At 71.2% G+C, this 25,378-nt stretch carries 28 protein-coding genes and 1 pseudogene; 7 read left to right on the top strand and 22 right to left on the bottom strand.

Annotation, left to right across the window (positions count from 1 at the left end; translation table 11 throughout):
• The 4 genes from G569_RS0121575 to G569_RS0121560 all read right to left on the bottom strand — a co-directional run.
• Positions 1 to 244 (bottom strand): leucine zipper domain-containing protein (locus G569_RS0121575; protein WP_157592205.1); only part of this gene is annotated, 244 nt, incomplete at its 3' end.
• 84 nt (positions 245 to 328) lie between these two features.
• Entirely contained in the window at positions 329 to 2,440 is a 2,112-nt protein-coding gene (locus G569_RS0121570) for a hypothetical protein (RefSeq protein WP_028064967.1), read from the bottom strand.
• A gap of 18 nt (positions 2,441 to 2,458) precedes the next feature.
• A complete protein-coding gene (locus G569_RS58585) occupies positions 2,459 to 2,827 on the bottom strand; it encodes an antibiotic biosynthesis monooxygenase family protein (RefSeq protein ID WP_053226766.1) in 369 nt (122 codons plus the stop codon).
• Entirely contained in the window at positions 2,824 to 3,477 is a 654-nt protein-coding gene (locus G569_RS0121560) for a metallophosphoesterase family protein (protein WP_084285331.1), read from the bottom strand. Before G569_RS0121560 ends, G569_RS58585 begins: the two co-directional genes overlap by 4 nt.
• Positions 3,478 to 3,515: 38 nt before the next feature.
• Between G569_RS0121560 and G569_RS58580 the strand changes: the two genes are divergently transcribed.
• Positions 3,516 to 4,568, top strand: a complete 1,053-nt coding sequence (locus G569_RS58580; RefSeq protein ID WP_028064965.1) for a glycosyltransferase — start codon at positions 3,516 to 3,518, stop codon at positions 4,566 to 4,568.
• On the opposite strand, the gene G569_RS50365 is transcribed toward G569_RS58580, so the two are convergent.
• The 9 genes from G569_RS50365 to G569_RS0121510 all read right to left on the bottom strand — a co-directional run bounded on the left by G569_RS50365 (position 4,537) and on the right by G569_RS0121510 (position 11,119).
• Positions 4,537 to 5,292, bottom strand: a complete 756-nt coding sequence (locus G569_RS50365) for an ABC transporter permease (RefSeq protein WP_053226765.1) — start codon at positions 5,290 to 5,292, stop codon at positions 4,537 to 4,539. The two genes, G569_RS58580 and G569_RS50365, sit on opposite strands and share 32 nt — an antisense overlap.
• Positions 5,289 to 6,080, bottom strand: a complete 792-nt coding sequence (locus G569_RS50360) for a daunorubicin resistance protein DrrA family ABC transporter ATP-binding protein (RefSeq protein WP_037498052.1) — start codon at positions 6,078 to 6,080, stop codon at positions 5,289 to 5,291. The genes G569_RS50365 and G569_RS50360 overlap by 4 nt, the downstream gene beginning before the upstream one ends.
• Before the next feature lie 31 nt (positions 6,081 to 6,111).
• A complete protein-coding gene (locus G569_RS0121540) occupies positions 6,112 to 6,612 on the bottom strand; it encodes a dihydrofolate reductase family protein (RefSeq protein WP_211233045.1) in 501 nt (166 codons plus the stop codon).
• A 53-nt stretch (positions 6,613 to 6,665) separates the two neighbouring features.
• Complete coding sequence (locus tag G569_RS0121535) at positions 6,666 to 7,745, bottom strand: quinone-dependent dihydroorotate dehydrogenase (RefSeq protein ID WP_028064963.1); 1,080 nt, start codon at positions 7,743 to 7,745, stop codon at positions 6,666 to 6,668.
• Positions 7,746 to 7,799: 54 nt separating this feature from the next.
• Positions 7,800 to 8,063 (bottom strand): hypothetical protein, encoded by a 264-nt coding sequence (locus G569_RS0121530; RefSeq protein WP_028064962.1) that lies wholly within the window; start codon positions 8,061 to 8,063, stop codon positions 7,800 to 7,802.
• Between the two features lie 42 nt (positions 8,064 to 8,105).
• Positions 8,106 to 8,762, bottom strand: a complete 657-nt coding sequence (locus tag G569_RS0121525; RefSeq protein WP_028064961.1) for a hypothetical protein — start codon at positions 8,760 to 8,762, stop codon at positions 8,106 to 8,108.
• A gap of 81 nt (positions 8,763 to 8,843) precedes the next feature.
• Positions 8,844 to 9,809, bottom strand: coding sequence for an NAD-dependent epimerase/dehydratase family protein (locus G569_RS0121520; protein ID WP_028064960.1), 966 nt, complete (start codon positions 9,807 to 9,809; stop codon positions 8,844 to 8,846).
• Between the two features lie 5 nt (positions 9,810 to 9,814).
• Positions 9,815 to 10,630 (bottom strand): virginiamycin B lyase family protein, encoded by an 816-nt coding sequence (locus tag G569_RS0121515; RefSeq protein ID WP_028064959.1) that lies wholly within the window; start codon positions 10,628 to 10,630, stop codon positions 9,815 to 9,817.
• A gap of 15 nt (positions 10,631 to 10,645) precedes the next feature.
• Entirely contained in the window at positions 10,646 to 11,119 is a 474-nt protein-coding gene (locus G569_RS0121510; RefSeq protein WP_028064958.1) for a hypothetical protein, read from the bottom strand.
• 57 nt (positions 11,120 to 11,176) lie between these two features.
• Between G569_RS0121510 and G569_RS66435 the strand changes: the two are divergent.
• Positions 11,177 to 11,482, top strand: a pseudogene (locus G569_RS66435) (CFI-box-CTERM domain-containing protein); the annotation flags it as partial.
• Between the two features lie 99 nt (positions 11,483 to 11,581).
• Here G569_RS66435 and G569_RS50355 read toward each other — a convergent pair.
• From G569_RS50355 to G569_RS0121480, 6 genes are read right to left on the bottom strand one after another with little or no spacing between them, the layout of a single operon-like run.
• Positions 11,582 to 12,361: a PP2C family protein-serine/threonine phosphatase gene (locus G569_RS50355; RefSeq protein ID WP_169542214.1), complete on the bottom strand. Its 780-nt coding sequence runs from the start codon at positions 12,359 to 12,361 to the stop codon at positions 11,582 to 11,584.
• 46 nt (positions 12,362 to 12,407) lie between these two features.
• Entirely contained in the window at positions 12,408 to 13,157 is a 750-nt protein-coding gene (locus G569_RS0121500) for an SDR family oxidoreductase (protein ID WP_028064957.1), read from the bottom strand.
• Entirely contained in the window at positions 13,154 to 13,810 is a 657-nt protein-coding gene (locus G569_RS0121495) for a gamma-glutamyl-gamma-aminobutyrate hydrolase family protein (RefSeq protein WP_028064956.1), read from the bottom strand. Before G569_RS0121495 ends, G569_RS0121500 begins: the two co-directional genes overlap by 4 nt.
• On the bottom strand, positions 13,807 to 15,375 hold the full coding sequence (locus G569_RS0121490; RefSeq protein ID WP_028064955.1) for an amino acid permease: 1,569 nt from the start codon (positions 15,373 to 15,375) through the stop codon (positions 13,807 to 13,809). Before G569_RS0121490 ends, G569_RS0121495 begins: the two co-directional genes overlap by 4 nt.
• A 60-nt stretch (positions 15,376 to 15,435) precedes the next feature.
• Complete coding sequence (locus G569_RS0121485; protein WP_169542213.1) at positions 15,436 to 16,122, bottom strand: FadR/GntR family transcriptional regulator; 687 nt, start codon at positions 16,120 to 16,122, stop codon at positions 15,436 to 15,438.
• Positions 16,123 to 16,124: 2 nt separating this feature from the next.
• Positions 16,125 to 17,468, bottom strand: a complete 1,344-nt coding sequence (locus G569_RS0121480; RefSeq protein WP_028064953.1) for a glutamine synthetase family protein — start codon at positions 17,466 to 17,468, stop codon at positions 16,125 to 16,127.
• Between the two features lie 29 nt (positions 17,469 to 17,497).
• Here G569_RS0121480 and G569_RS61350 point away from each other — a divergent pair, with 29 nt between their 5' ends.
• Complete coding sequence (locus G569_RS61350; RefSeq protein ID WP_084285328.1) at positions 17,498 to 17,788, top strand: hypothetical protein; 291 nt, start codon at positions 17,498 to 17,500, stop codon at positions 17,786 to 17,788.
• Here G569_RS61350 and G569_RS58575 read toward each other — a convergent pair.
• Positions 17,683 to 19,116, bottom strand: a complete 1,434-nt coding sequence (locus G569_RS58575) for an HD-GYP domain-containing protein (protein ID WP_053226763.1) — start codon at positions 19,114 to 19,116, stop codon at positions 17,683 to 17,685. The genes G569_RS61350 and G569_RS58575 overlap by 106 nt on opposite strands.
• Before the next feature lie 71 nt (positions 19,117 to 19,187).
• Between G569_RS58575 and G569_RS0121470 the strand changes: the two genes are divergently transcribed.
• Both G569_RS0121470 and speB read left to right on the top strand, forming a co-directional pair.
• Positions 19,188 to 19,751, top strand: a complete 564-nt coding sequence (locus G569_RS0121470; protein WP_157592204.1) for a hypothetical protein — start codon at positions 19,188 to 19,190, stop codon at positions 19,749 to 19,751.
• 17 nt (positions 19,752 to 19,768) lie between these two features.
• Positions 19,769 to 20,731, top strand: a complete 963-nt coding sequence (gene speB / locus G569_RS0121465; RefSeq protein ID WP_028064951.1) for an agmatinase — start codon at positions 19,769 to 19,771, stop codon at positions 20,729 to 20,731.
• Here the strand turns inward: speB and G569_RS0121460 are convergent.
• The gene (locus tag G569_RS0121460) at positions 20,717 to 21,106 is read right to left on the bottom strand and encodes a hypothetical protein (RefSeq protein WP_028064950.1); all 390 of its coding nucleotides are present in this window, start codon (positions 21,104 to 21,106) and stop codon (positions 20,717 to 20,719) included. The genes speB and G569_RS0121460 overlap by 15 nt on opposite strands.
• Before the next feature lie 11 nt (positions 21,107 to 21,117).
• The gene (locus tag G569_RS58570; RefSeq protein ID WP_053226762.1) at positions 21,118 to 23,610 is read right to left on the bottom strand and encodes a lytic murein transglycosylase; all 2,493 of its coding nucleotides are present in this window, start codon (positions 23,608 to 23,610) and stop codon (positions 21,118 to 21,120) included.
• A gap of 128 nt (positions 23,611 to 23,738) precedes the next feature.
• Between G569_RS58570 and G569_RS0121450 the strand changes: the two genes are divergently transcribed.
• Both G569_RS0121450 and G569_RS50340 read left to right on the top strand, forming a co-directional pair.
• Positions 23,739 to 24,260, top strand: a complete 522-nt coding sequence (locus G569_RS0121450; protein WP_028064949.1) for a GNAT family N-acetyltransferase — start codon at positions 23,739 to 23,741, stop codon at positions 24,258 to 24,260.
• On the top strand, positions 24,257 to 25,375 hold the full coding sequence (locus G569_RS50340; RefSeq protein ID WP_053226761.1) for an FUSC family protein: 1,119 nt from the start codon (positions 24,257 to 24,259) through the stop codon (positions 25,373 to 25,375). The genes G569_RS0121450 and G569_RS50340 overlap by 4 nt, the downstream gene beginning before the upstream one ends.
• Positions 25,376 to 25,378 lie beyond the last annotated feature (3 nt).

The following is a 25,378-nucleotide window of genomic DNA, read 5'->3' as shown; positions in this document are numbered from 1 at the left end:
ACGCCGCGATCGCCTGGATCGCCAGCTCGTCAGTCCGGTTGGCGACGCGATGAGGCGCTGAAGAGCGATCCAACAGCCCCGGCTTGCCTTCGGCGCGGTAGCGCGAGACCCACTTCGAGCACGTGCGCTCGCTGACTTCGGCCGCCTCGGCGGCCTTCGCCAGCGACCACCCATGCTCGATCACACGCGACACCATCCGCTCGCGCTGTCTCAATGACAACGCCGCGTTAGCGTGCAACTTCATCCGGTGTCCTCCTTGGATCTGGCGGCCTCGAGAACCACCAGCCTCCAAGGAGGCCCGGATGAACAACCTCCTCAGGAACTACACCTAGGGGCGGATCTCTTCGAGCGGCGGGCAGTGCGGCGGCGCGGCTGCACCCGCGCGCCCGGTGACCGGGTCCAAAACGGCGAGACCGCGTGACGGACGGCCGGCGATCGAGGCGAAGAGGCCGCCCGCGAACACCTGCCCGCCGGACACGCGCAACTCGTTCACGGGCTCGTCCGGGGACGGATCCCACGGCGTCAACGCGCCGGTCGCCGTGTCGAACGCGCCCGCGAAGCAGCGGGCCACGCCGCCCAGCCGAGTGAACGAGCCACCCACGTAGAGCGTGGACTCGTCGGGTGAGAGCGCCAGCGCCGCGATCTCGGTCCGCGCGGCCCGCGGGTGCCACGACGTCGCGCGAGCCGTCCGCGGGTCGAGCGCCGCCAGACCATCACGAGAACGCCCGCCCACGCGGCTGAAGTAGCCCGCCACGTAGACGGCGCGCCGGCCGACCGCGACCGCCCGGACGTCACTGTCCAGGAGCGGATGCCAGTCGAGCACGCGCCCGCTCACGCGATCGACCGCCACCATCCGATTGGGGCCGAACCGCCGGCGGACGAGGACGTAGACCCGGCGGCCGGCGGGGATGATCGACTGCACGGAACCGGAGATCCTGGGCGCCCACCGCGTGACCGCGCCGGTGCGCGGGTCGAAGGCCGCGAGCCGCGCGCGCCGCTCGCCGCCGATGCGATCGAACTCGCCCCCGACGTACACCCGCCCGCGCGACGTGGCGAGCGCGTAGACGGCGGCGTCGACGCGCACACCGCCGCGCACCCGCCGGCCACTCGCCGCGTCCACGGCCGTCACGGTGCGGCCCGCGATCTTGTAAAGCCGACGCCCCGCGACGATGAACTGGGAATCGAGCCGCTCGCGGTACGTCGCGAACGCGGTCGGCTGCCCGGTCACCGCGTCGATCGCCGCCATCCCCGCGCGGGGGACGCCGGTGGCGGAATCGATCGCGCCGCCGGCGAAGAGGGTGTCGCCCGCGAAGGCGAGCACGTCCGCGTCGCCCGCGAACCCGGGCGCCCAGGCACGCCCCGCGCCGGAGCCGCTGTCGAACGCCGCGATCCCGGCGCCGCCGCCGCCCGTCTCGTGCGCGCCGTCGCCGACCCCCTCGCCGCCCACGTAGACGACCCCGGCGGCGGCCGCGAGCGCGTGCACCTCACCGAAGGCGTCGCCGTGCCACGGCGTCAGGGTGCCACTGGCCGCGTTCACGGCGGCGAGCTCGGTCCCGATCCCGCCGGTGATCGCGGCGACGTAGAGCGTCGAGCCGGAGAGCGCGAGCGCGATCGCGTGGCCCCCGTCGAACGCCGGCGCCCACGGCCGCGGCGTCGCGGTGACCGGGTCCAGGGCGACCACGACCGGGTGCGGCTCGCCGTGCACGCCGGTGAAGTCGCCGCCCGCGTACACCGTCGCGCCGTCGGTCACGAGCGCGTCGACGATGTCGTTGGCATTGCCGTCCCATGCGGCGACCGCGCCGGTGGCGGCGTCGACCGCTCCCAGGCGGTTGCGGGAGTGCCCGCCGAGCGAGGTGAAGGCGCCGCCCGCGTACACGGTGCCGCCGATCGCCGTCAGCGCGAGCACCTCACCGTCCGCGCCGAGCACGAACGGCAGTGGCAGGCCCGAGCCGGCGTCGACCGCCGCGAGGTTCGCGCGCAGCCCGCCGCCGACGGCGGCGAACCGACCGCCCACGAACACGCTCGAGCCGCTGACGGCGAGCGCCAGCACGGCCCCGTCCACCTCCAACACGTTCCAGGCCGGGTCCAGGGTCCGGTCGGCTCGCACGTGCAGCAACCGGCTGTTCGTCGGGCCTTCGTCGCCGTGGCCGCGTCCCGCGGCGACGTACCACCCGCCGGACCCGTCCGACGCCGCGGCCGTCACCCGCCCGTCGATCATCGGCCAGGAGGGGTCGCGCGCTCCGGTGAGTGGATTGAGCGCGACCCAGCCGCCGACCGGTGGGCCGACCGTCGTGAACTCGCCGCTCAGATACAGCCGTCCGCCGACGGGCTGGATGTGGTCGACGTCCCCGTTCGGCACCCAGACGACCGGCGGCGTGGCCGGCCAAGCCGGCGCCGCGAGCACCAGCCAGGCCAGGAGGATCGCGACCGCGGGGCGCATAGGGCGTTCATGGCGACCTTACGCCCGTGGCGGGCGCGAAGCTAGCCGAAGCGCCCGGGGTCCGTCGGCGAGGTGCTCGCGCTCGGGCGGGTGGTCGACGCCACCTCGTGCATGACCACCTCGGACGGCGTGGAGAGCAGCTCGTCGACCGGCGTGCTGGTAGTCGGCGTGGGCCGAGGTCGAGAAGTGCGCGCGCAGCGCGTCGTTCGACGCCCAGGTCTGGACGATCACGAACGACGCCGGCTCGTCGAGGCGCTCGGCGACCTCGTAGCCCAGGCAGCCGTCCTCGTCGCGGACGGCGCGTGCGCGGTCGGCGAGCAGCTGACGGAGCTCGGCGGAGCGGCCCGTCAGACCCGCGAGCTTGGCGACCACGACCTGGATGCTCATGGCGCGAACCCTAGCCTGCGGGCGCGTTCGGCGGCCGGAGCCGGGTCGAACGGCGCCTCCATCCAGGTGGCGGTGCGGGCGGCGAGATCGAGCGACAGCCAGGACGCGACCCCGCTCGGCATGTACACCGCGCCCGGGTTGAGCAACCACTTGCCGTCGCTGATGTCGAGCGGCTCGCCGACCGCGATCCGCACGCGTCGGACCCGGTCGCTGAACGCCGCCGGCACGTGCGTGTGGCCGACCAGGCCGATCGGCGCCCGCTGGCGTTCGAGACACGAGTCGGCATTGCGCGGGCCGACGAACTCGTGCACCGCGTTGTGCGGGCCGCCATGCCACATCTGGACCTCGTCGCCCCGCCGGGACGCGGGCTTGCGCGAGCGCATCCACGCCATCGCGTCGTCATCCAGCGCCGCCCGGGCATGCAGGATCGACGGGTTCGCCTCGCCGTCGCGCAGCGCGAGATAGTCGTGGTTGCCGATCAGCGCGACGCGGCACACCGCTCGCACCCGCGCCACCACCTCGCAGGGGTCCGGCCCGGTCCCGACCATGTCCCCGAGCGACCACAGCTCGTCGAATCCGGAAGCGGCCGCGAGCACGGCCTCCAGCGCTTCCGCGTGCGCGTGCATGTCCGCGAAGACCGCTACCCGCATCGGGAATAAACCCGGGGGACGCCCCGTTCGGAACCCATATGCGGATCATCTTCGCGACCGGACAGGGCGGCGGGCACTTCGGGCCGCTGGTGCCGTTCGCCCGCGCGGCGGTCCGCGCCGGCCACGACGTGCTCGTCGCCGCCCCCGGCTCGGCGCGCTCCATGGTCGAGCAGGCGGGGTTCGTGTGCCACGCGCTCGGTGAGCCGTGGGACCGCGAGGCCAAGTGGGCGCCGGTGTTCAACGGCAACGCGCCGGGCGCGCGGCACGTCGTCCAGGAGCTGTTCATCGCCCTCGACGCGCGCGCCGCGCTCCCCGGGATGCTCGCGCTCGTCCACAACGACCGGCCGGACCTGATCGTGCGCGAGACGACCGAGTTCGCGTCCTGCGTCGCCGCCGCACACTTCGGCGTGCCGGTGGTCGACGTCGGCCTGCACCTGGACGCCGCGGTCGACACCGACGCCGGCCTGCGCGCCCTCGCGGAGCCCGCGCTCGGGATGCTCGGCCCGTTCCGCCTCGACGCGCCCGTCCTCACGCTCTCCCCGTTCGGCGACAGCGACGCCGTCTCCCGCTTCCGCTATCCGGCGCAACCCCACGAGAGCGACGAGCTCGTCTACGTCTCCTTCGGCTCGGAGATCCGCCACCCGGACCTGTTCAGGGCGACCGCGCACGCCTTGAAGGACGTCCCGAAGCGCGTCCTGATGAGCATCGGCCGCCACGTCGACCCGGAGGCGCTCGGCCCGCTGCCCGCGAACGTCCGCGTCGAGCGCTGGGTCGATCAAGGGGAGATGCTGCGGCACGCCGCGGTGATGGTCGGCCATGGCGGCTCCGGTGGGACGCTGGCGGCGCTGGCCGCGGGCGTGCCGATCGCGTTCCTGCCGCAGTTCGTCGACGGGCCGGCCAACGCGCGGCGGGTCGAGCACCTCGGCGCCGGGATCATCGCGACCGACGTCAAGGACGCGGTCCACCGCCTGCTCGCCTACCCGACCTACCGCCAGGCGGCGCAGCGCGTGGCGAGCGAGATCCGCGCGCTGCCGCCGGTCGACGATGCGGTGGAGCTGTTCAGTCGTAGCGCTGGATCAGCCGTACGTTGAGCGCGACCATCAGCGCGCCGGCCACGAACACGACCGCGAACCCGGGCCAGATCGAGCTCCAGTTGAGGTCCTCGAGCACCAGCGAGCGCAGCGACTCCATCACGTAGGTGACGGGGTTCAGCGTCGCGGCGATCTCCATCGGCCGCGTCAGCAGGTCGCGCGGGACGAAGTTCGGCGTCAGGAACAGCAGCGGGAAGAAGATCAGGCCGGCCGAGTTGGTCGCCGCGGCCGACCGCGTCTTGAGCGCGACCAGCTGGATGAACCCGACGAACACGACCGCCCACAACGCGGTCAGCGCGATCAGCAGGATGAAGCCGAACACGCCGGACGCGATCGAGATGCCGAAGACCATGCCGAGCACGACGATCGCGGTCGAGATGATCAGGGCCTTGGCGAGCTCGGCGATCAGGCGGCCGAGCACGATCGCCACGCGCGAGATCGGCGCCGCGCGCAGCTTGTCGAAGTAGCCGCCCTCGATGTCCTCGACCAGGAACAGCGCGGCGGTGCCGAAGGACGCTGCCAGCAGCAGCGACTGCGGCAGCTGGAACGCGCCGTAGCCCTGGCCGTGCAGGAACTCCGTCGACGCCGACGGGAAGATCTTGCCCGCCTGGCCGACGTTGACCACCAGGAAGAACAGCGGGATGAACAGCGTGGGGAGGATCGCCTCCGGCGTGCGGTACGCCTCGCGCAGCGCGCGCTGCCCGAGCACCCAGGCCTGGGTCATACCCCGACCTCCTGCACGTCGCCCCGCGCGCGCCGGCGCCCGGTGGCATCGAGGAACACGTCGTCGAGCGTGGGCTCACGGTCCAGCTCCAACCGCTCCCGCAGCTCGAGCTTGAGCTCCGCCGGCGTCCCCTCGCGCACGATCCGCCCGCCGTCGATGATCGCCAGGCGGTCGCAGAGCTGGTCGGCCTCCTCGAGGTACTGCGTCGTGAGGAAGACCGTCGTCCCGTGGCGGTTGATGCGCTGGACCTCCTCCCAGACCGTCAGCCGGCTGGCGGGGTCGAGGCCGGTGGTCGGCTCGTCCAGGAACAGCACGTCGGGCTCGTGCACGAGCGCCGAAGCGAGGTCCAGCCGCCGCTTCATCCCGCCGCTGTAGCCCTTGATGCGGCGGTCGGCGGCGTCGGTCAGCTCGACCAGCACCAGCAGCTCCTGCGCCCGCGCGTGCGCGTCCGCGGTGGACATCCCGAACAGCCGCGCCTGCAGCACGAGCAGCTCGCGACCCGTCTGGCGCGGGTCCAGACCCGCCTCCTGCAGCGCGACGCCGATCCGGTGGCGCGCCGCGTCCGGGTCGCGCGCGACGTCGACGCCCGCGACCTCCGCCGTCCCCGCGGTGATCGACAACAACGTCGTCAGCATCCGCACCGTGGTCGATTTTCCGGCGCCGTTGGGCCCCAGGAAGCCGAACACCTCCCCGCGCTCGACCCGCAGGTCGACGCCCCGTACCGCCTCCACGTCGCCGTAGTGCTTGACCAGCCCTTCGGCCCGCACCGCGATCTCTCGTTCGCTCATTGCCGCGTAAGACTTCGCGGCGCGCCAGAAGTCATCGGTACGTGAGGAGGACGCCCGCGCCCGCGCGCTCGCAGCCGGTCAGCTCGAGGTCGCGCGCGCCGTTCTCGAACAGACGCCGGCCCTGGCCGAGCACGACCGGGAACACCAGCAGGCGGTATTCGTCGACGAGGTCGCGCGCCATCAGGTCACGGGCGACCTCGAGGCTGCCCACCACGATGAGGTCCCGCTCCGTCTCGGTGTGTCGCGTCGAGTTCGCCCAGGCGTCCAGGTCGAGGTCCGACCGCGACAGCACACGCTTCTCGATCCGGTTGATGATGTCCGCGAACGGGTCGTCGCGGTCCGGCCAGAAGCTCGCGAAGCTCTCCCACGTGCGGCGGCCCATGAGCAGCGAGCCGGTCTCGAGCGTCGCGCCGAGCCGGAACTTGTCGCCGGCGACGGTCTCCGGTCCGAACCGGAACGCCCAGCCGCCGAAGCTCGTGCCGTCCCGGCCGTCCGGGTCCTCGACGACGCCGTCGAGGGTGATGAACTGCACAAGGGTGATCATGTCCCGTTGACGAACGGGGGACGCCGCCGGGGACAGGTCGATCAGAGGTCGCGCACCGAAGCGATCCCATCGTGCTCGAGCAGCGCGACGAGGCCGGCGAGGATCTCCTTGACGAGGCTCGGGCCGTGGTAGACGAGGCCGGTGTAGAGCTGGACGGCCGTCGCTCCGAGGCGGAGCTTGCGGTAGGCGGCCTCGGCGGTCGTGACACCACCCGCGGCGATCAGCGCGTAGCGGTCGCCGACGATGTCCTTCAGCGTCGCCAGGATCGCGTTCACGAGCGCTTCGACCGGTGGGCCGCCGACGGCGCCGGGCATGCGGGCGAGCGAGTCCCGCGAGACGGTGAGCCGCAGATCGTCCGGCTTGCCCGCGGGGAGGTTGATGGCGAAGCCCGAGACGAACGGATGGCCGTCGGCGATCGCGACGATCTCGCGGAGCACGCCCGCGTCGCGGGTCGGCTTGAGCTTGAGGATCAGTGGGCGGCGGACGTCGCACGCGCCGAGCCGCGTCAGCAGCTCGTCGATCCGCGGCAGCTCGTCGAAGAAGTCGCGATCGGCGGCCGAGTTCGGGCAGCTCATGTTGAGCGCGATGTAGTCCGCGCGATCCTGCAGCGTGGTGAGCGAGGCGGCGTAGTCCTCGTAGACCTCGGGCCCCGCGGCGGGTTTGAGCGGGTCGTTGGTCTTGACGAGGTTCAGGCCGATCGGCACGCGGCGTGGGCCGGTCAGGCGCTCGCGGACGACGTCCGCGCCGTCGTTGGGCACGCCGTAGGCGACGACGATCCCCTCGTCCTGCGGGATCCGGAACAACCGCGGCTTCGGGTTGCCGTCGGACGCGTCCGCGGACACCGAGCCGATCTCGAGATGCCCGAAGCCCAGCGCGCCCAGCATGCCGATCGCGCGCGCGTTCTTGTCGAAACCGGCGGCGAGGCCGAGCGGGTTCGCGAGCGGGAGCCCGGCGAGGGAGGTCTCCAGGCGCGGGTCGCGGAACGTGAACGCCCGGCCCGCGGCGCGGCGGAGCAGCGACGAGCGCCCGCTGAGCTCCGAGGCGCGCAGCGCGAGGTTGTGCGCGCGCTCGGCGTCGAGCCGGAACAGCAGCGGCCGGACCGCGGATTCGTACACGCTCATGGGCTAGGAGTTCGTTGAAGAATGGTCGGTGTATCGGAATTCTTCAACGGGCTCTTACATGATGAACTCGGCGCGAGAGCGGCCGCAGGTGGCGCAGCAGAAGCCGGTGACGTTGACCGTGCCGTCGTCCGGGCAGTCCCAGACGAAGCCGAGCGCGCGCACCATCTCGTCGTAGGTCGCGCCGACGCGAAGCGGGTGCTTGCGGCGGAAGCGGCGACGCAGGTGCGGGTCGGTCAGCTGCGCCCGGTTGTGCTCGCGCACCTCGTCGTCGAAGTCGAGGTCGACCGGACCCTCCAACGTCCATGGACGCGTCGCCACGACAGCAACTTACGCGTCGCGGCGGCGGATGGCGAGATCCCGTCAGGGACCCGACGCGCAGCGCGCGAGCTTGTCCACGTCGCCCTCTGCCTTCTGGACGCATGCGAGCTGCCGCTTGGCCGCGCCGAGCTGAGGCGAGTCCGTCTGAGCGATGACCGGCGCGGGGTCGGGCGTCGTGGTGTCGAGCCACACGCCGTCGAGCAGTGTGCTGTCGGCGGGGCTGCCGCCGCGGGCGTCGAACGCCTTGGCCAGCGCGGCGAACTCGGCGTCCGAGAGCGCGTCGCCCGGGACGTCGGCGGGCGCGAGCTCCTCGATGCCGGTCACCTTGTCGTAGCCGTTGACGAGCATGCCGCCGTTGAACGCGAGCTCGACCACCATCGGGCCCTTGGCGGTGTCGAGCAGGACGTCGCCGACGAACCACGTGGTCGCATCGTTCCCGTGGCCGTGGGTGGTGTTGCGGGTGTCGATGACGCGTGCGGATTTGATCGGGCCGAAGTTGGCGAGGATGCCGTCGAGGTAGTCGTCGGCGCCCTTCGGGCCGGCGTTCGGGTTCTTGTTGACGAGCGCGGTCGCGAACTGGGTCGACGCGTCGCGGGCGGCGCTCTCGTGGCTGAGGAGGACCCACGCGACCAGCACGCCGATGGCGACGGTGCCGCCGAAGACGGCGCCGAGGATCAGGAACAGCCGTGTCGAGATCATGCCGCGCAGCCTGCCGTTCGGCGGGGCGTGCGTCTGTGAAGGCAGCTTGCGGACCGTTTGGCGGTTTCCCGCCGTAATGGATCAGCGGGTGGTGTAGATCCCGGTCGTCTCGGCGTGGTAGCCCTTGGCGCCGACGTGGTGCGTGAGCGCGCTGCGCCAGTCCTCGCCCTTGTCCAGCTTTGCGAGGACGGTGCCGAAGTCGTAGCGGGGCGCCCAGCCGAGGTCGCGGCGTGCGGCGGCGTTGACGTACACGCGCTCGATCGCGGGGAACATCCGCCAGCCGAGTCGCTCGTAGATGGCCGCATAGCCGGGGTGGTGGCGCTCGACGACGGCGGGCGCGTCGGTGTGGAGCTCCTCCAGGTCGGCGCGCGTGAACGGTGTCGTGGCGCTGATGATGTAGCGGCCGAAGCCGAGCTCCGGCGCCCGCTCCAGCGCCAGCTTGTGCGCCTCGGCGATGTCCTCGATGTCGGCGCGGCGGTAGAGCAGCTCGTTGACCTTGAGGTTGGCGTCCTCGTACGCGGTGCGGACCTCGTCGCGGTCGTCCGGCTCGGGGAAGAAGCGCGAGGTGCGCAGGATCACGACCGGCAGGCCGTGGTCGCGGTGGACGAGCTCGCAGACGTTCTCGGCCGCGACCTTGGTGACGCCGTAGATGTTGCGCGGAACCGGCACGACGTCCTCGGTGATCCAGTTCGCGGGGGCGCCTTCGTCGGGGGTCAACGCGCGGCCGAACGCGCTGGTCGTGGACGTGTAGACGAAGCGGCTCACGCCCGCGGCGACCGCCTCCTCGAGCAGGTTGACCGTGCCCGTGACGTTGGTCTCGACGAAGTCGTTGCGGGTGTGAGAGCCGACGTGCGGCTTGTGCAGCGTCGCCGTGTGCAGGACCGCGTCCACGCCCCGCATGGCCTCGCGGACGAGCTCGCGATCGGCGATCGAGCCCACGTAGGTCGTGTGCGGCGACGGGAGGACGTCGATCCCCACCGTGTCACCCAGGATCCGGCACAGCGCTTCGCCGAGGTGACCAGAGCTGCCGGTGACGAGGATGCGCATGCCGTCTAGGTTATACGTATGACGGCGCCGTTTTCAAGGGCGACCCAGAGCGCGTCGTCAGGGCCGATGGCCATCCCGTGCGGCTCGCTGCCCGGCGGCAGGTCGATCGTGGCGATCTCGCCCTCGTCGGACACGTGCGCGATCTGGTCGGTGCCCCACAGGCTCACCCACACGCCGTCGGACTGCGCGGCGATCACCGCGTGCGGCTTCGCCTCGGGGTTCTCCAACGGCAACTCCTGGATCGGCGCCTCGTCCGCGATCCGGCCGATCCGCGCCGCCAGCAACTCCGTGAACCAGAGCGCGTCGTGGGTCGCCGCGATGCCGACCGGGCCGGCGCCGCGGGTCGGCAGGTCGCGCACCGTGAGGTCGCCCTCGACGTCGATCCGCCCGAGCGCACTCGCCTGATTGAGCGTGAACCACAGCGCGCCGTCGGGGCCGGTCGTGATCATCGCCGGCATCGAGCCGCCTGGCAGCGCCCACTCGTCGAGACGCCCGTCGAGCGCGAGCCGGCCCACCCGGTCGGTCGCGGTGAACCACAAGGCACGGTCCGGCCCGGCGGTGATCCCGAACGGCTCTTCGACCTCGAAGACCGTCTGCTCGCCGTCCGTCGTGAGCCGCACGATCGCGTCCGCGCGGGTGAACCACAGCGCCCCATCAGGCCCGGCGGTGATGATGGTCGGCCGCAGCCCGGCGTCGAACGTCGTGACGTCGCCGTCCATGGACACGCGCGCGATCTCCCCGCCGTGCACGCACGTCACCCACATCGCGCCATCCGGTCCTGCCGCCAGCGCGTACGGACCCCCGCCCAGCTCAACCCGCATGGGCGGCGACTCTAGCTACCGCGCGAACAGGTCCTCGCCGGCGACGAACAGCGTCTTGTCGTTGCGCCGCTCCCAGCGGCTGAGCGTGCCGGCGGTCACGAGGTCGGTCGCGCCCATTGCGAGCGCCACCCCCGCCGCCGCGGGCGTGAAGCCGGTCAACACGGTGAGGACGATCAGCCCGGCGACGAGCATCGGGCCGCGGATCAGCCGTGCGGGCCGGAACGGCACGATCGAGGCCTCCGCGGTGGCCGGCCGGACCTTGTCGAGCCCCTTGCCCAGGTCGCGTCCGTCGAGCCACCAGAAGACGGGCATCAGCACAGCGCCGAGAACGACGGCGTACACCGCGTCGGCCTCTTTGCTCAGCGCGAGCAGGAGCACGACCCCGCCGAGACCCGCGAGCAGGAGCGCCCAGCCACGCAGCCGCCGCGGCCGCACGGGGGCGCGCAGCGGGGCGTGGACCGGGCCATCCATGGCGTCGAAGATCGGCATCCTGCCGCGAGTCTCAACAATTCCACCGCGCCTGTCCAGTACGACTATCGTCCGCGCATGGACAACCCGTTCGCGCACAAGAAGCGCCGGCATCGCAGAAAGAAGCGCCGCGGCCCTGACGCCGACGACTGCTGTTGCATCGTCGGCGAGGTGTTCGACGGGCCGTGCTTCGTCGCCACCGCCGCCCACGGCGACAACGCCGCCGCGGAGCCCGTGCGCACGCTGCGCGCGTACCGCGACCAGCGCCTCGCGCAACACAACGCGGGCCGTGTCTTCGCCCGCCTCTACTACCGCTACGGTCGCTACGGCGCGCGGTTCCTGAGGCGCTTCCCGGTCTTCAAGCCGGTCGTGCGCGTGGCGCTGAGGCCGCTCGTGGCCTACGCCCGCACCCCGGATTGGCTGAGGGTCGCGCGCCAAGGTCGGATGATCGGGGTGGGGCGGAGGGGCTGCCCCTGCCTTGGTTTAACGGGTCGTGGACTCGTCGGGCTCGCGCACCGACGGCCAGAGCGCGGACGCGCCGGGGACGACGTCGACGACGATCGCGGAGACGTTGTCGCGGGCGCCGCTCTCCAGCGCGAGGTGGACGAGCGCGTCGACGCAGGCGTCGCGGTCCTCGTAGGCGAGCAGGAGGCGTTGGAGGGCTTCCTGCTCGACGACGTCGGAGAGGCCGTCGGAGCAGAGCAGCAGGCGGTCGTCCGCGGTGGCGGCGAGCGACGTGATCACGGGGCGGCGGTCGGGCTTGCCGTCGAGCGCCTCCAACACCAGCGAGCGCGACGGGTGCTTGCGCGCCTGCTCGACGGTCAGGTGGCCCTCGTCGATCATGTGCTGGACGAAGGAGTCGTCGCGGGAGAGCTGGGTCAGCTCGCCGTCGCGCAGCAGGTAGGTCCGCGAGTCGCCGATGTTGGCGAGCGTGTAGACGCCGTCGTTGGCCAGGGCGACGGCGGTCAGCGTCGTGCTCATGCCCGACATCTGCGGGCGGTTGGAGCCGACGAAGCCGATCGTCTCGTTGCCCCACGCGATCGCTTCGCGCAGGGCGTCGTCGAGCGACCCGCCGAGCCGGGACTTGTCGAGGGTCTGGAGCGCCTGGATGATCCAGCCGCTCGCGACCTCACCCGCCGCGGCGCCGCCGACGCCGTCCGCGACGGCGGCCATCCGGGGGGACGAATAGACCGCGTCCTCGTTGTTCTTGCGCCGCCCGATGTGGCTCCTGGCCGCACATTCCAAGCTGAGCGTCGCGATCACCACGCGCATCGTACGCCTGCACGGAGTACGCGCAATGACAACTGGTCTATTCGGGAGTCACGTAGGCCCCTGAGAGACCCCCGTCGACCATGAAGGTCGAGGCCGTCACGTAGGACGACTCGTCCGAGGCCAGGAACAGCGCCGCGTTGGCGATCTCGCGGGCGAGCGCGAAGCGGCCCATCGGCAGGTGGACGAGCCGGCGCGCCGCCTTGGCGGGGTCGTTGGCGTAGAGCTCGCGCAGCAGCGGCGTGTCGACCGGGCCCGGGCAGAGCGCGTTCACGCGTACGCCCCGGCGGGCGAACTCGACGCCGAGCTCGCGCGACAACGCGAGCACCGCGCCCTTGGACGCCGTGTACGAGATCTGCGAGGTCGCGGCGCCCATCACGGCCACGAACGACGCCGTGTTGATCACGGAGCCGCCGCCGCTCGCCAACAGATGCGGGATGCCGTGCTTGCAGCACAGGAACACCGAGCGCAGGTTGACGTCCTGCACGCGCTGCCAGGCCTCGAGCGTCGTGTCGAGCACCGAGACGTCGTCGTCGGGGGAGATGCCCGCGTTGTTGAAGAGCACGTCCAGGCGTCCGTACTCGGACGCCGCGCGGGCCATGAAGGCGATCACGGCCTCCTCGGACGCCACGTCCGCGGCCAATGCCAGATCGACGCCCTCGAAGTCGTCGCTCAGGTCGATGCCGACGACGGTCGCGCCCTCCGAGCGGAACAGCGCGGCCGCTTCGGCGCCGATGCCACCCGCCGCGCCGGTGATGACACAGACCTTGCCCTCGAGCCGCCCGCTCACGACCGCGCCGCTTCCACGAGCGCCGCGATCTCACGCGCCGCGGGGTCGGCCTCGGGATGCCACTGCACCCCCAACGCGAAGCGGCGCGAGCGATCCTCGAACGCCTCCGGCAGCTCATCCATGACAGCCCACCCGGTCACCTCGAACCCTTCTCCGATCTGATCCACGCCTTGATGATGGTGCGACTTGGTCGGGTGCGTGGTCGCCCCCGCCGCCCGCGCGGCCAGCGAGCCTTCGACGAGTCGCACGTCGTGATCGCCGAACGCCCCGGGCACCGCGCGGTGGTCCTCGTGCCCGAAGACGTCCGGCAGATGCTCGATCAGCGTCCCGCCGCGGGCGATGTTCATCAGCTGCATCCCGCGGCAGACCCCGAGCAACGGCAGGTCGGCGTCCAGCGCCGCCAATCCCAGCGCGATCTCGAACTCGTCCCGCACCGGGTTCTCGCCGTAGTCCGCGCCTCCGGCGAGGATGAGCCCGTCCAGCAGGTCGAGGATGCCGGACGGATCGGGATCGGGCGGGAGCATCACGGCGATCCCGCCCGCACGCTGGATCGCGTCCGAGTAGCCGCGCGGAAGCAGCACCGCCTCGTCATCCCATACCGTCCACCGCGCGCGCTCCACAGCCGCGCACAGGCCGATCACCGGCCGCTTCATTGCACCCCGGCGCCGTCGTCGAACTCGACCGTCCGCACGGGTCCCGTGAACGTATGCCGCGCGCGCACCAGCCACCACACGCCCACGATCAATAGCAGCGCGCCCACCGTGATCGGCGCGTAGTTGACGTACTTCCAGTCGAACTCGTCACGCCACGGCACCGCGGCGGGCGTGAACGGCAGGCAGAAGATGATCACGCAGATCGCGACCCAGATGATCGCGGCCGGGTTGATCCACTTGTACTTCTTGCCGAGCGTCCACGGCCCGGGCACGAAGTCGTCGCCCTTGCGCCAGCGCAGGTAGACCGGCATCACGTAGGCGATGTAGAGGCCGATCACGCAGATCGAGACGACCGCGAAGAACGCGTAGGGCGCGCCGTTGGCGTCGCCCTCGAGCGCCGGCAGCGTCATGATCAGCGCGGCGATGCAGGAGAAGACCACGGCGTAGGCGGGCACGCGATGGTGGTTCAGGCGCGTCCACAGCCGCCAGCCCGGAACGGCCCGGTCTCGCGAGAACGCGTAGGTCATGCGCGAGCACGACGTCACACACGCCATGCCGCAGAACAGCTGGCCGATCGTCGCCGTCACCACGACCACCTTCTGCCAGCCCTCCGGCAGCGCCGTGGCGAACACGGCGAGCGACGAGCCGGCGCCCTTGTTGATGCCGGCGACGTCGGTCGCCGCGAACGTGATCGCGAGCAGGACGATCCAGCCGCCGACGCCCGACCAGAAGACCGAGCGCCACACGCCCTGCGCCGCGGCCTTGGCCGCGCCGTGCGTCTCCTCGGAGATGTGGGCCGACGCGTCGTAGCCGGTCTGCGTGTACATCGTCAGCAGGAAGCCGAGCGGCAGCACGTAGAACCAGAACATCCCGCCGCCGAACCCGGAGTTGTTGATCGTCGCGGTGAAGACGAAGTCGACGCTCTGGTGCGTGTCGGGAACGAACGCGAGGATGAGCACGATCGCCGCCACGCCGGCGACATGCCAGAACACGGAGATGTTGTTGAACAGCGCGACCAGCGGCGACGAGTAGATGTTGATCAGCGCGTGGACGAACAGGATCGCCATGAACAACATGAACGTCTCGGAGAGGATGTGCGCGCTGTCACCCCAGTTGGCGAACCCGAGGTTGACGCCGAAGAGCATCAGGGTGGCGTTGAGGAACTGCGAGCAGCCGTAGTCGACGGAGGCGACCACGCCGACCAGCCCGACGAGGTTGAACCAGCCGGTGAACCAGCCCCACTTCGGCCCGCCGAGCGTCGAGGCCCAGTAGTAGATCCCGCCCGCGGTCGGGTACGCCGACACGAGCTCGGACATCGAGAACGCGACCAGCAGGATCAGCCCGCAGATGATCGGCCAGCCCCACGAGATCGCGATCGGGCCGCCGTTGTTCCACGCCTGCCCGTAGGTGGTGAAGCAGCCGGCGAGGACCGAGATGATCGTGAACGAGATCGCGAAGTTCGAGAACGAGCTCCAGGACCGCTGCAGCGCCTGCGTGTAGCCCAGCTCGGCGAGCCTTCGCTCGTCGTCGGATTGCTGCTGCTGCGGCTGGACCGTCTCAGTCATGACCCGACCTCCGTAAAAGGTACGCTCCTCCGTCCTTAGACCGGGAGCGTACTGGCGCCGTCAAGGCAAGAGGCCGGCGAGCACGTGCTCGGTGCCGCGGAGGTGGTCGACCATGATCCGCATGGCGGCGGACGGATCACGCTTTTGTAGGCAATCGAGCAGCCGCGCGTGCTGCGCGTTGGACCACGCGAGGACCTCGGGCGGGTGGGCGATGTAGGAGATCAGGTCCGTCATCGCGCCCTGCGCCTCGGTGGCCGCCGCGACCAGCGCGGATGAGCCGGTCGCCTCGGCGAGGCCGACGTGGAAGCGCACGTCGGCGCGCCGGTAGCCGCCGAAGTCGTCCGAGCACGCGGCCATCTCGTCGACGTAGGAGCCGAGGCGGGCGATCGCCGCCACGTCGGCACGCTCGGCGGCCAGGTAGGCGATGCCGACCTCGACCGAGAAGCGCACGTCGCAGCGATCGCGCCAGTCGACGAGCTCCTCGGCCGGCGCGATGTCCAGCGGCTTCTCGGAGACGAACGTGCCGCCGCCGCGCCCGCGCACGGCGTGCAGGTGCCCGCTCTGGACGAGAGCGGTCAGCGCCTGGCGCAGGGTCGAACGGGCGATCCCGAGCTGCTCGCACAGGTCGCGCTCCGGCGGAAGCCGGGTGCCGGGCGGAAGCAGCCCGAGCTTGATCGCTGTGCCGAGACGCTCCAGCGTCTCCTCGAACGCTGTCGTGGACTGGACCGGCGCGAAGACGGCCTCCACGATCACAGCCGCTCGAACCCCCGTACTCGCTCCCAATCGGTCACGAACGACTCGTACGCCTCGAGCTCGACGCGGGCGTAGTTGAGGTAGTGGTCGACGACGTCCTGGCCGAAGGCGTTCTTGGCCACCTCACTGCCCGCGAAGAGGTCGCGAGCCTGCGTCAGTGTGCTCGGCACGTGCGGCTTGTCGGACGCGTAGGCGTTGCCGGGGAGCGGCTCCTCCAACTCGAGCTCGGCGTCGAGCCCGTGAATGCCCGCCGCGACCATCGCCGCGAGTGCCAGGTAGGGATTGACGTCGGCGCCGGGGACGCGCAGCTCGACCCGCAGGGCGTCGCCGTGCCCGACGACCCGCACCGCGCACGTCCGGTTGTCCCGCCCCCAGGCGACCGCGGTGGGCGCGAACGAGCCCTTCGCGAAGCGCTTGTACGAGTTGACATTGGGTGCGTAGAAGAGGGTCAGCTCGCGCAGGCAGGCGAGCTGACCGGCGATGAAGCGGTTGAAGAGCTCCTCGTCGCGCCCGAACGCGGCGTCGCCGTCACGCCGCAGCGAGAGGTGGATGTGGCATGACGACCCCTCGCGCTGGTCGTACTTGGCCATGAACGTGATCGCCATGCCCTCCTGCGCGGCGATCTCCTTGGCGGCGGTCTTGTAGATCGAGTGCTCGTCGGCGGTCCGCAGCGCCGGGCCGAAGTGGAAGTTGATCTCGTGCTGGCCGTCGTTGCACTCGCCCTTGGAGCTCTCGACCGCCATGCCCGCGCCCGCCATGTGGTTGCGGATCTTGCGCAGCAGGGGCTCGACGCGGGTGCCGCCGAGCATCGAGTAGTCGACGTTGTACTGGTTGGCCGGCTTGAGATCGCGGTAGCCCTTCTCGAACGCCTGCTCGTAGGTGTCCTTGAAGACGATGAACTCGAGCTCGGTGCCGGCGAACGCCTGCAGCCCGCGCTCCTGCAGGCGGTCGAGCTGCGCGCGCAGGATCTGGCGCGGCGAGGCGACGACCGGCGCGCCGTCGGCCCACGCGAGGTCGCCGAGGCAGAGCGCCGTGGCGTCGTTCCACGGCGTGATCCGCAGGGTGCCGAGGTCCGGCTTGAGCTCGAAGTCGCCGTAGCCGCGTTCCCACGAGGACATCGCGTAGCCGTCGACAGTGTTCATCTCGACGTCGACGGCGAGCAGGTAGTTGCAGGCCTCCGACCCGTGGGTCGCGACGTGCTCGAGGAAGTACGGCGCGGTCAGTCGCTTGCCCTGGAGCCGGCCCTGCATGTCGGTCAGCGCGAGGGCGACGGTGTCGATCTGCTTCGCCTGCACGGCGTTGCGCAGTTGGTCCAGCGTGAGCGCGGGGGGAAGGTCCATGCGGCGCGAAACGCTACACACTCCTATCCATGAAGCAACTTGCCTACATCACGCAGGGTCACTCGGAGTACGACCCCGCGCTGCGCGAGCTCCTCGATGCCACCGGCATCGATCCGGAGGAGTTCGTCGGCCTCGACTACTTCTCACTGACCCCGTTCTTCGTGCTCGCGGGCGCGACCGTCACCCCGGACGCCCACACGCACGGCACCGACGTTCACGTCACCGGCGTGGTCGTCTCGATCCCGGAGGAGCTCGAGACGGGCTTCTTCGCCGCGCTGCCGGAGTTCCTGGCCGACGCGTACGGCGCCGACGAGGCGTAGGTCAGCTCCCAGCCGGGCGTCTGGAGCACGGCCAGCAGCGCCACCACGACCTGTGGGTCGAACTGGGTGCCCGAGCAGCGGCGGAGCTCCTCCACCGCTGCTGCGACCGGCATCGCCTCGCGGTACGAGCGGGTCGTGGTCATGGCGTTGAAGGCGTCGCAGACGGCCACGATCCGCGCCGCGAGGGGGATCGTGTCTCCTTTGAGCCCGTCGGGGTACCCGCAGCCGTCGTAGCGCTCGTGCGAGGCGCGCACGACGCGGCCGACGCTCCCGAGCAGGCCGCCGACGCGGTCGAGCATGCGCTGGCCCTCGACGGTGTGGGTCTTCATCAGCGCCCACTCCTCGTCGTCGAGCGGGCCGGGCTTGTTGATGATGGCGTCGGGGATGTGGATCTTGCCGATGTCGTGCAGCATCGCTCCGAGCTCGGTCTCGCGTTTGACCTCCTCGGAGACGTCCATGTGGTCGGCGACCTTGGCGGACAGCTCGACGACGTCCTGGGTGTGGTGGCCGGTGTACTCGTCGTCATCCTCGAGCAGGTCGCACAGGAGGAGCGCGGTGCCGCGGTAGGAGCGGCCGAGCTCGAGCGTCTGCGCGATCCGCGCCTCCCGCTCGCGGCTGAAGACGTTGAGGATCACGACGACCGGGAGGACCAGCAAGGCGGTGGCCGGTTGTCGCGCGGCGGCGATCGCGGCGAGCAGGCCGATCGGCGCGATCAGCGCGTCGAAGCGGAACACGTGCGCCATCTCGGTCAGCACGACCTTCGGGGCGATGCGGGCGCCGAGGGTCGCGCGCAGCGACTCGCGCACCGTGTCGGTGGCGAACTGCGCCGCCAGCGCGGCGACGTAGGCGGGCCAGTGCTCCCAGGCGGGCAGCTCGGCGTCGAGCGCGACGAGCACGGCGGCGGGGACGAACGCGAAGGTGCCGTCGTTGACCGCGAGGATCACCCGTCCCGGCGCCGTGCGTCCGCGGGCCACGTTGAGGAGCGCCGCCGCGGTCGCCGCCAGCACGATCAGCAGCGGGACGATCGGCGTGGGCAGGAGCAGCAGCATCGGCACGACGATCAGCTGCGTGGGGATCAGATAGCCGTCGCCGAGCACGAACTCCACCCGCGCGACGATCGCGTACGCGGTGACGAACGCGGCCGCGAGCGGGAGCGAGAGGTCCCGAGCCGGCTCGGTCAGCAGCGCGAAGGCGATGATCGCCGCGACCGAGAGGACCGCGAACGTCCCCTCGACGATCCGCTCGCGCGCGGTGAGCACCGAGGTACGGCGCTCGACCGCGTCCTGGAGCAGGCGTTCGGTGGCGGCGTCGATCGGTGCGGGTGACATGTGTTGGACACCCGTCCGGTCCGGTGCGGGTGTCCTTGTGGTCGACCGCCCCACGTGCCGACTTTAGGAACATGCACAGCTCCCGTATCCGCCGCGCCGCCCTGTTCGCCGCTGCTGTGCTGGCAGTTTCAGCCGCCCCCGCGAACGCGGCCTCGTTGGTGAAGACGACGACCGACTGCGGCGCCCCGACCGTCACGCAGCCCTTCGCCCCGTGGGGCGACAACGCGTGGTACAAGCCCGTCGACGGCGGCTCCTTCGAGAACGGCGCCGCGGGCTGGGACCTGCGCGGCGGCGCCCACGTGGCCGACGCGGCGCTCTCCCTCCCGCCCGGCTCGTCGGCGGTCTCGGCGCCCGTGTGCGTCGGCCACGACGAGCCCACCATGCGCTTCTTCGCCGGGGGCGCGCGCTCACTCTCCGTCGCCGTCCAGTTCGAGCTCGTCAACGGCACGCGCGTCACATTGCCGATCGGCCTCGACTCCGGCGGCGGCTGGGCGCCCTCGCCGACGATGCTCGTGCTGGCGAACCTGCTCCCGCCGCGCGGCGAGCAGACCGCGGTGCGCTTCGTCTTCACCCCGCTGCTCGGTGGGGACTGGCAGATCGACGACGTCTACGTCGATCCGCGCATGCGCATCTAGGCGTAGTGTCCGGGCGGATGATCGATCCGCTCGAACGCTGGCGCGAATACGGTGAGAAGCCGGACTACGCCGGGCTTCTCACCTTCTCCGGCATGCCCTACACGCAGGACGCCGCCGAGCTGGCGGGCGTCGACGTGGCGATCGTGGGCGCGCCGACGGATGACCTGGTTTCCGACCGGCCGGGCACGCGGTTCGGGCCGCGGGCGATCCGGGCGGCGTCGTGCCCGCACGGTCCCCACCTCGAGGTGGGCGTCGATGCCATGGAGGTGTTGAAGGTCGTCGACTTCGGCGACGCGCCTGTGCTGCCCGCCGACGCCGAGCGCACGCACGCGGCGATCGAGGCGACGGTCGGCCAGGTGGTCGACGCCGGCGCGCTGCCGATCATCCTCGGCGGCGACCACTCGATCGCCGAGCCGGACATCCGCGCGATCGCCACCCGCCGGGGCGGGCCGGTCGGGCTGATCCACTTCGACACCCACACGGACACCGGCCAGGAGGTGTTCGGGGTCGAGCTCTCGCACGGCTCGATCATGTACCGCCTGGTCGAGCAGGGCCACGTGGACCCGACCCGGTACGTCCAGATCGGCCTGCGCGGCTACTGGCCGGGGGAGACCGAGTTCGGGTGGCAGCGCGAGAAGGGCATCACGTCGCTGTTCATGCACGACGTGCGCGACCGCGGCATCCGCGCGATCGTCGAGGAGGCGCTGGCGATCGTGGGGGACGGGCCGACGTTCCTCTCAGTGGACGTCGACGTGCTCGACCCGGTCTACGTCCCCGGCACGGGCACGCCCGAGCCGGGCGGGATGCAGTCGATCGACCTGCTGTGGGCCTGCCGCGAGATCTGCAGGCGGGTCGAGCTGGTCGGGATGGACGTCGTCGAGGTGATCCCGACGATGGTCGGCTCGGCCGACATCACGGCGCTCGTCGCGGACCGCATCGTCCGCGAGGTCCTCACAGGTGTGGCGTTAAGCCGCGCCTGAGTGGCGAGCCTGGAGCTTGCGCGTCCGCGTCCGCTCCTCCTGCTTGAGCACCACGTTGGCGATCAGCTTGAGGATCTCGGGCGGGCCGGAGGCCTTGACGTGCCCGGATGCGAAGCCCTCGCGCCACGCCCGGATCGTCCCCTCCTTGACGAGCTCGTTGAACTCGGCGCGGGGGATGCTGAGGCGGACCTTCGCGTCGGAGGCGATGTCCCGGGTGATCTTGGGGCCCGGGACCTCGACGCGGAAGAGCTGGATGTCACCGCGGCCGCGCAACTCGAGCTCGAAGACGAGCTTGAGCTTCTCCAGAGCGGGGACCTCGTGCTGGAAGCCCTTGATCGCGGTCTCGATCAGCGCCTTGGTATCCGCGGTCGACATGCCGCGAGATCTTAGTCGGCGGCGCGCTTGACCTTGGTGGAGTACTTGCTCGGGGTGACCGGGACGGTCGGGTTGTCGATCTCGGAGAGACGGCCGATCAGCTTGATCCACTGCTTGGGCTTCAGGATCGCGTTGATCTGCTTCGCGGCTTCCTTGTTGTCGCCGTAGAGCGGGCGCCAGCCGACGTGGATGTGGTCGGCGTGGTCGGCCATCGCGAGCGTGTTGTCGGCGTCCTTGAAGGTCATCAGCGAGATGATCTGGTGCGGCTTCATCGTGCCTTGGAGCGTGAGCAGGCGCTGGATCGTCACGTCGGCGATCGACCCCGGGCCCTGGTGGCCGTAGATGTTGATGCCGTTGATGGCGGCGATGTCGACGGCGGTGCCGGTGGTGTGCTCGGACACGTTGCCGGAGCTGGTCAGATAGCCGTGGCCGCACTTGAGGCTGGAGACCGTCGGCTTCAGGCCGCTCGACGCGAGGAACTCGAGCGTGGCCAGCACGCGGCGGTCGATCGCGCCGGAGCGGATGTCGGACTCGCCGCAGCCGTAGATCGTGACGCGGCGGTCGGCGAGCACGCGGCGGGCGAGCGTCTCCTTGCTCATCAGCATGATCTGGCCGATGCTGAGCTCGTTGTCGGCGTCGGCGCCGAACAGCGCGTTCTTGCCCTTGGCGCGGTAGACCGCGGTCGACTCGAGCAGCTTCCAGCCGTCGAGGATCGGCTTCGGGTCGATGCGCGGGGCGCCGCGGCCGGCGGGGCGGATCTCGAAGAGCAGGTGGGGGGCGAGCTGCGTCGTCTTGCCGATCCGGCCGAGTGTGGTGCCGCCGAGGATGCGGGCGCCCTTGACGAGCTTCTTGGCGGTGAAGTCCTTCGGGTTGAGCCCGAGCGGGGCGCCGGCGCTCGCCAGCTCCTCCGCGGGCGCGTCGCCGTCGACGAGTTGGGCGTCGCCGCCGTTGGCGAGCGCGTTCCTGCGCTTGGGGTGGGCGAAGAGGCGGACCTTGGCGGTCGGGGCGGCCGTGGCGGCCGGGGCGGGCGTGGCGGCGGCCTTCGCGACCTTCGTCGCCTTGGCGTCGGCCTTGCTCTCGTGCTCGGAGGTGATCTGGGCGATCCCGCGGCGCTTGGCGCCCTTGTCCGCGGGCGCCTTCTTGGTGCGCCGCTTCGGGAACGGGTAGGTCTTGGCGACGCTGCCGAGGTGGCCGTAGGTGTACGTGTTGCCGTAGACGTCCTGGACGATCACGAAGCGGCCGAGACGCTTGCTCGTGCCGATCTTGACGACCTTGCCGTCATTGACGGAGATCACCGGGGAGCCGGCCTTGGCGTAGATCTCGATGTTGCGGCGCGTCTTGTCGGCCTCGACGGTGACGGCCGCGTTGGCGCCCTTGATCTTTCGGTCGGACTTCTTCAGCGCACCCGCGTAGGTCGCCTTGGCGCGAACCGGGAAGCGGCCCTGGGTCAGGCCCGTGAGCGAGCCGACGAGGTCGCCGGGGATACCGCCGATGACCTGCGCCCGCATCAGCACGCTGTCGACGTACCAGTCGGCGTGGTTGTAGGCGAAGATGCCCTTGCGCAGGTCCTTGTCGCCGCCCGCGGCCTTGAGGTAGCGCGCGGCCGCGAAGATCGCGTCGACCGGGTTGAACGGGTCCTTGACGCCGTCCTGGTTGGCGTCGACGCCGTACATCTTCCAGGTGGCGGGCATGAACTGCATCCAGCCCACGGCGCCGGCGCTGGAGACGTTCAGGTTGCGGCCGTAGTCGGTCTCGATCTCGTTGATCCCGGCCAGGATCTCCCAGCGGATGCCGTACTGCATGCCCGCGGCCTGGTAGATCGGGAGCAGGAAGGGAGGAATCCGGAACTTGTCGATGAAGAAGTTCGGCACGCCGATCTTCGCCGGACCCGGAACCGCGAGCGAGTAGCTCGGGTTCGAGGCGGCGGGGCTGCCGTCGGTGTTGGTGAGCTTCGGAGCCGGGGCGGCGGTCGGGGCGGGCGCGACGGGAGTCGTGTCGATCTTGACGCACCCTGAAGCTGAGGTCGAGGTCGAAGCCTTACCGGTGTTCTTCGCGGTGCACTCGCGAGCCTGACCGTTCTTCGCCTCGGACGTGTTGGCGGCGCGGGGGGCCTTCTTCTTCTTGGGCGCCTCGGTGGCCGTGGGGGTCGCCGTGGCCGTCGCGTCAGCAGCAGCCGCCGTCTCCGTGGGAGCGGGCGTGGCGATCGTCGTGTCGACCGGGGACGGGAAGGGCGTCTCCGTCGGAGCCTCGGTGGCGGTCTCGGTCGGCGCGGCCGTCGCGGTGTCCTGTGCCTGAACCGTGGGCGCCTCCGTGGGCGCCTGGGTCGGGGCCTCCGTCGGAGCCTGCGTGGGCGCTTGCGTGGGCGCCTGGGTCGGAGCCTCCGCCGGCGCGGACGAAGCGGTGGCGGTCGGCGTGGCGTCATCCTGCGCAGTGGCGGGGATGCCGAGCACGGCCGCGGCGGCGGAGGCGCTGATCAGGGCTGTAGCGAGGATTCGGCGGGTCACGTCCCCCTCGGTGTCGGCATCGCGGCATGGCCGCTTGAATCCTGAGGGTGGGGTTCAGACCCGATCCGCCAATATCTCACCCTCGACTCGAGCCTGAGATAACCCGGACTTCGATACAGTCGTCACGAATGGACGCGACAGCGCTGGACATCCGGATCGCGGTGCCGGATGACGCGCCCGCGCTCGCCGAGACGACCCGGCTCGGCTTCGACTCCTACCGCGAATGGGCGCCCGAGGGGTGGGAGCCGCCGCCGCACGCGCTCGAGGTCCGCGCGATCCGGGAGCGCCTGCGGCACGACACGACCTGGTGCGCCATGGCGGTCGAGCTCGGCGGCGAGCAGGCCGGGCACGTGGGCATCACCCATGCAGCGGATCGTGCACGCCCGCACGTCCGGCTGCCGAACCGCGCGCACCTGTGGATGCTGTTCGTGCGCCCCGCGTGGTGGGGGACCGGGTTGGCGGCACGGTTGCACCGGCTCGCCCTCGAGGAGGCGGGGCGTCAAGGCTACGAGACGATCCGCCTGTACACGCCCTACGGGGCCTCCCGCGCCCGCGCCTTCTATGAGCGCGAGGGCTGGGAGCTCGCCTCGCCGGCGTTCTCCGAGCCGCTGCTCGGGCTGGACCTGGTCGAGTACCGTCGCGGGCTGTGATCCCCGAGCGCTTCTTCGAGGACGCCGCGGAGCGCTCACGGGTCTCGATGGCCACGCGCTGGCACCGGGTGGTGACCAGCTGGCGGACGATGGTGCAGGCGGGCGTCGCGGTCGCCGCGGCGTGGGCGGTGGCCAAGTGGGTGCTCGGGCACCCGGCGCCGTTCTTCGCCCCGATCTCGGCCGTGATCGCGCTCGGGACCTCCTACCACCAGCGCGGCCGCCGCGCCGTCGAGCTCGTGGTCGCCGTGACGCTCGGGATCGCCGCCGCCGACCTGCTCGCGTACCAGCTCGGCTCCGGCGTCGCGCAGCTCTCGCTGGCGGTGTTCATCGCGATCGGCCTCGGCGTCTTCTTCGGCACCAGCGCGCTGTTCGTCAACCAGGTCGCGGTCTCGACCGTGCTGGTCTTCACGGTCTCGACGGCCGGGCACGGCTTCTCGTTCGCGCGCTCCCTCGACGCCCTGACCGGCGGCGTGATCGCGCTCCTGGTCGCCGCTGTGATCCTGCCCGACGACCCGCTGCGGATCCTGCGTGACGCCGCCAAGCCCGTGCTCGACGAGCTCGCCGCGACGCTCGAGGACATCGCCGCCGCCCTGCGCGAGCGCGATCCGGACCGCGCCGAAGCGGCCCTCGTCCGGGCACGCGGCATCGACGATCTCGGTGCGCGTCTCTTCGACGCGACGCGCGAGTCGCGTGAGACGACCCAGATCTCGCCCGCGCGCAGGCGCGCCCGCGGGACCGTCGAGTTCTACGCCGAGGCCGCCGCCCGCGTCGACCTGGCCGTCCGCAACGTCCGCGTCCTCGCCCGCGGCGCCATGCGCGCGCTCTCGCTCGACGAGAACGTCCCGCCGGAGGTCGCGGACGCGCTCGACGACCTCGCCGCCGCCGTCCGCGCGCTCCGAGGCGCCCTCGAGGACGGCAACGACCTCGACGCCGTCCGCGACCCCGCCCTGCGCGCCGCGTCCACCGCGACCCGGGTGCTCGAGGGAACGGCGAACCTGTCGGTCTCGGTGATCGTCGGCCAGATCCGCTCGACCTCGACAGACCTGTTGACGGGGATCGGTTACACGTACGAGCAGGCCACAGGCGCGGTCCGCGAGGCGTCCGCGGGCGCGTAGACT

Origin of the sequence: Solirubrobacter soli DSM 22325, from assembly GCF_000423665.1 — a bacterium.
GTDB lineage: Bacteria > Actinomycetota > Thermoleophilia > Solirubrobacterales > Solirubrobacteraceae > Solirubrobacter > Solirubrobacter soli.
Note: the sequence above shows the minus strand (reverse complement) of the source record. Positions and strands in the feature narration are given on the sequence as shown.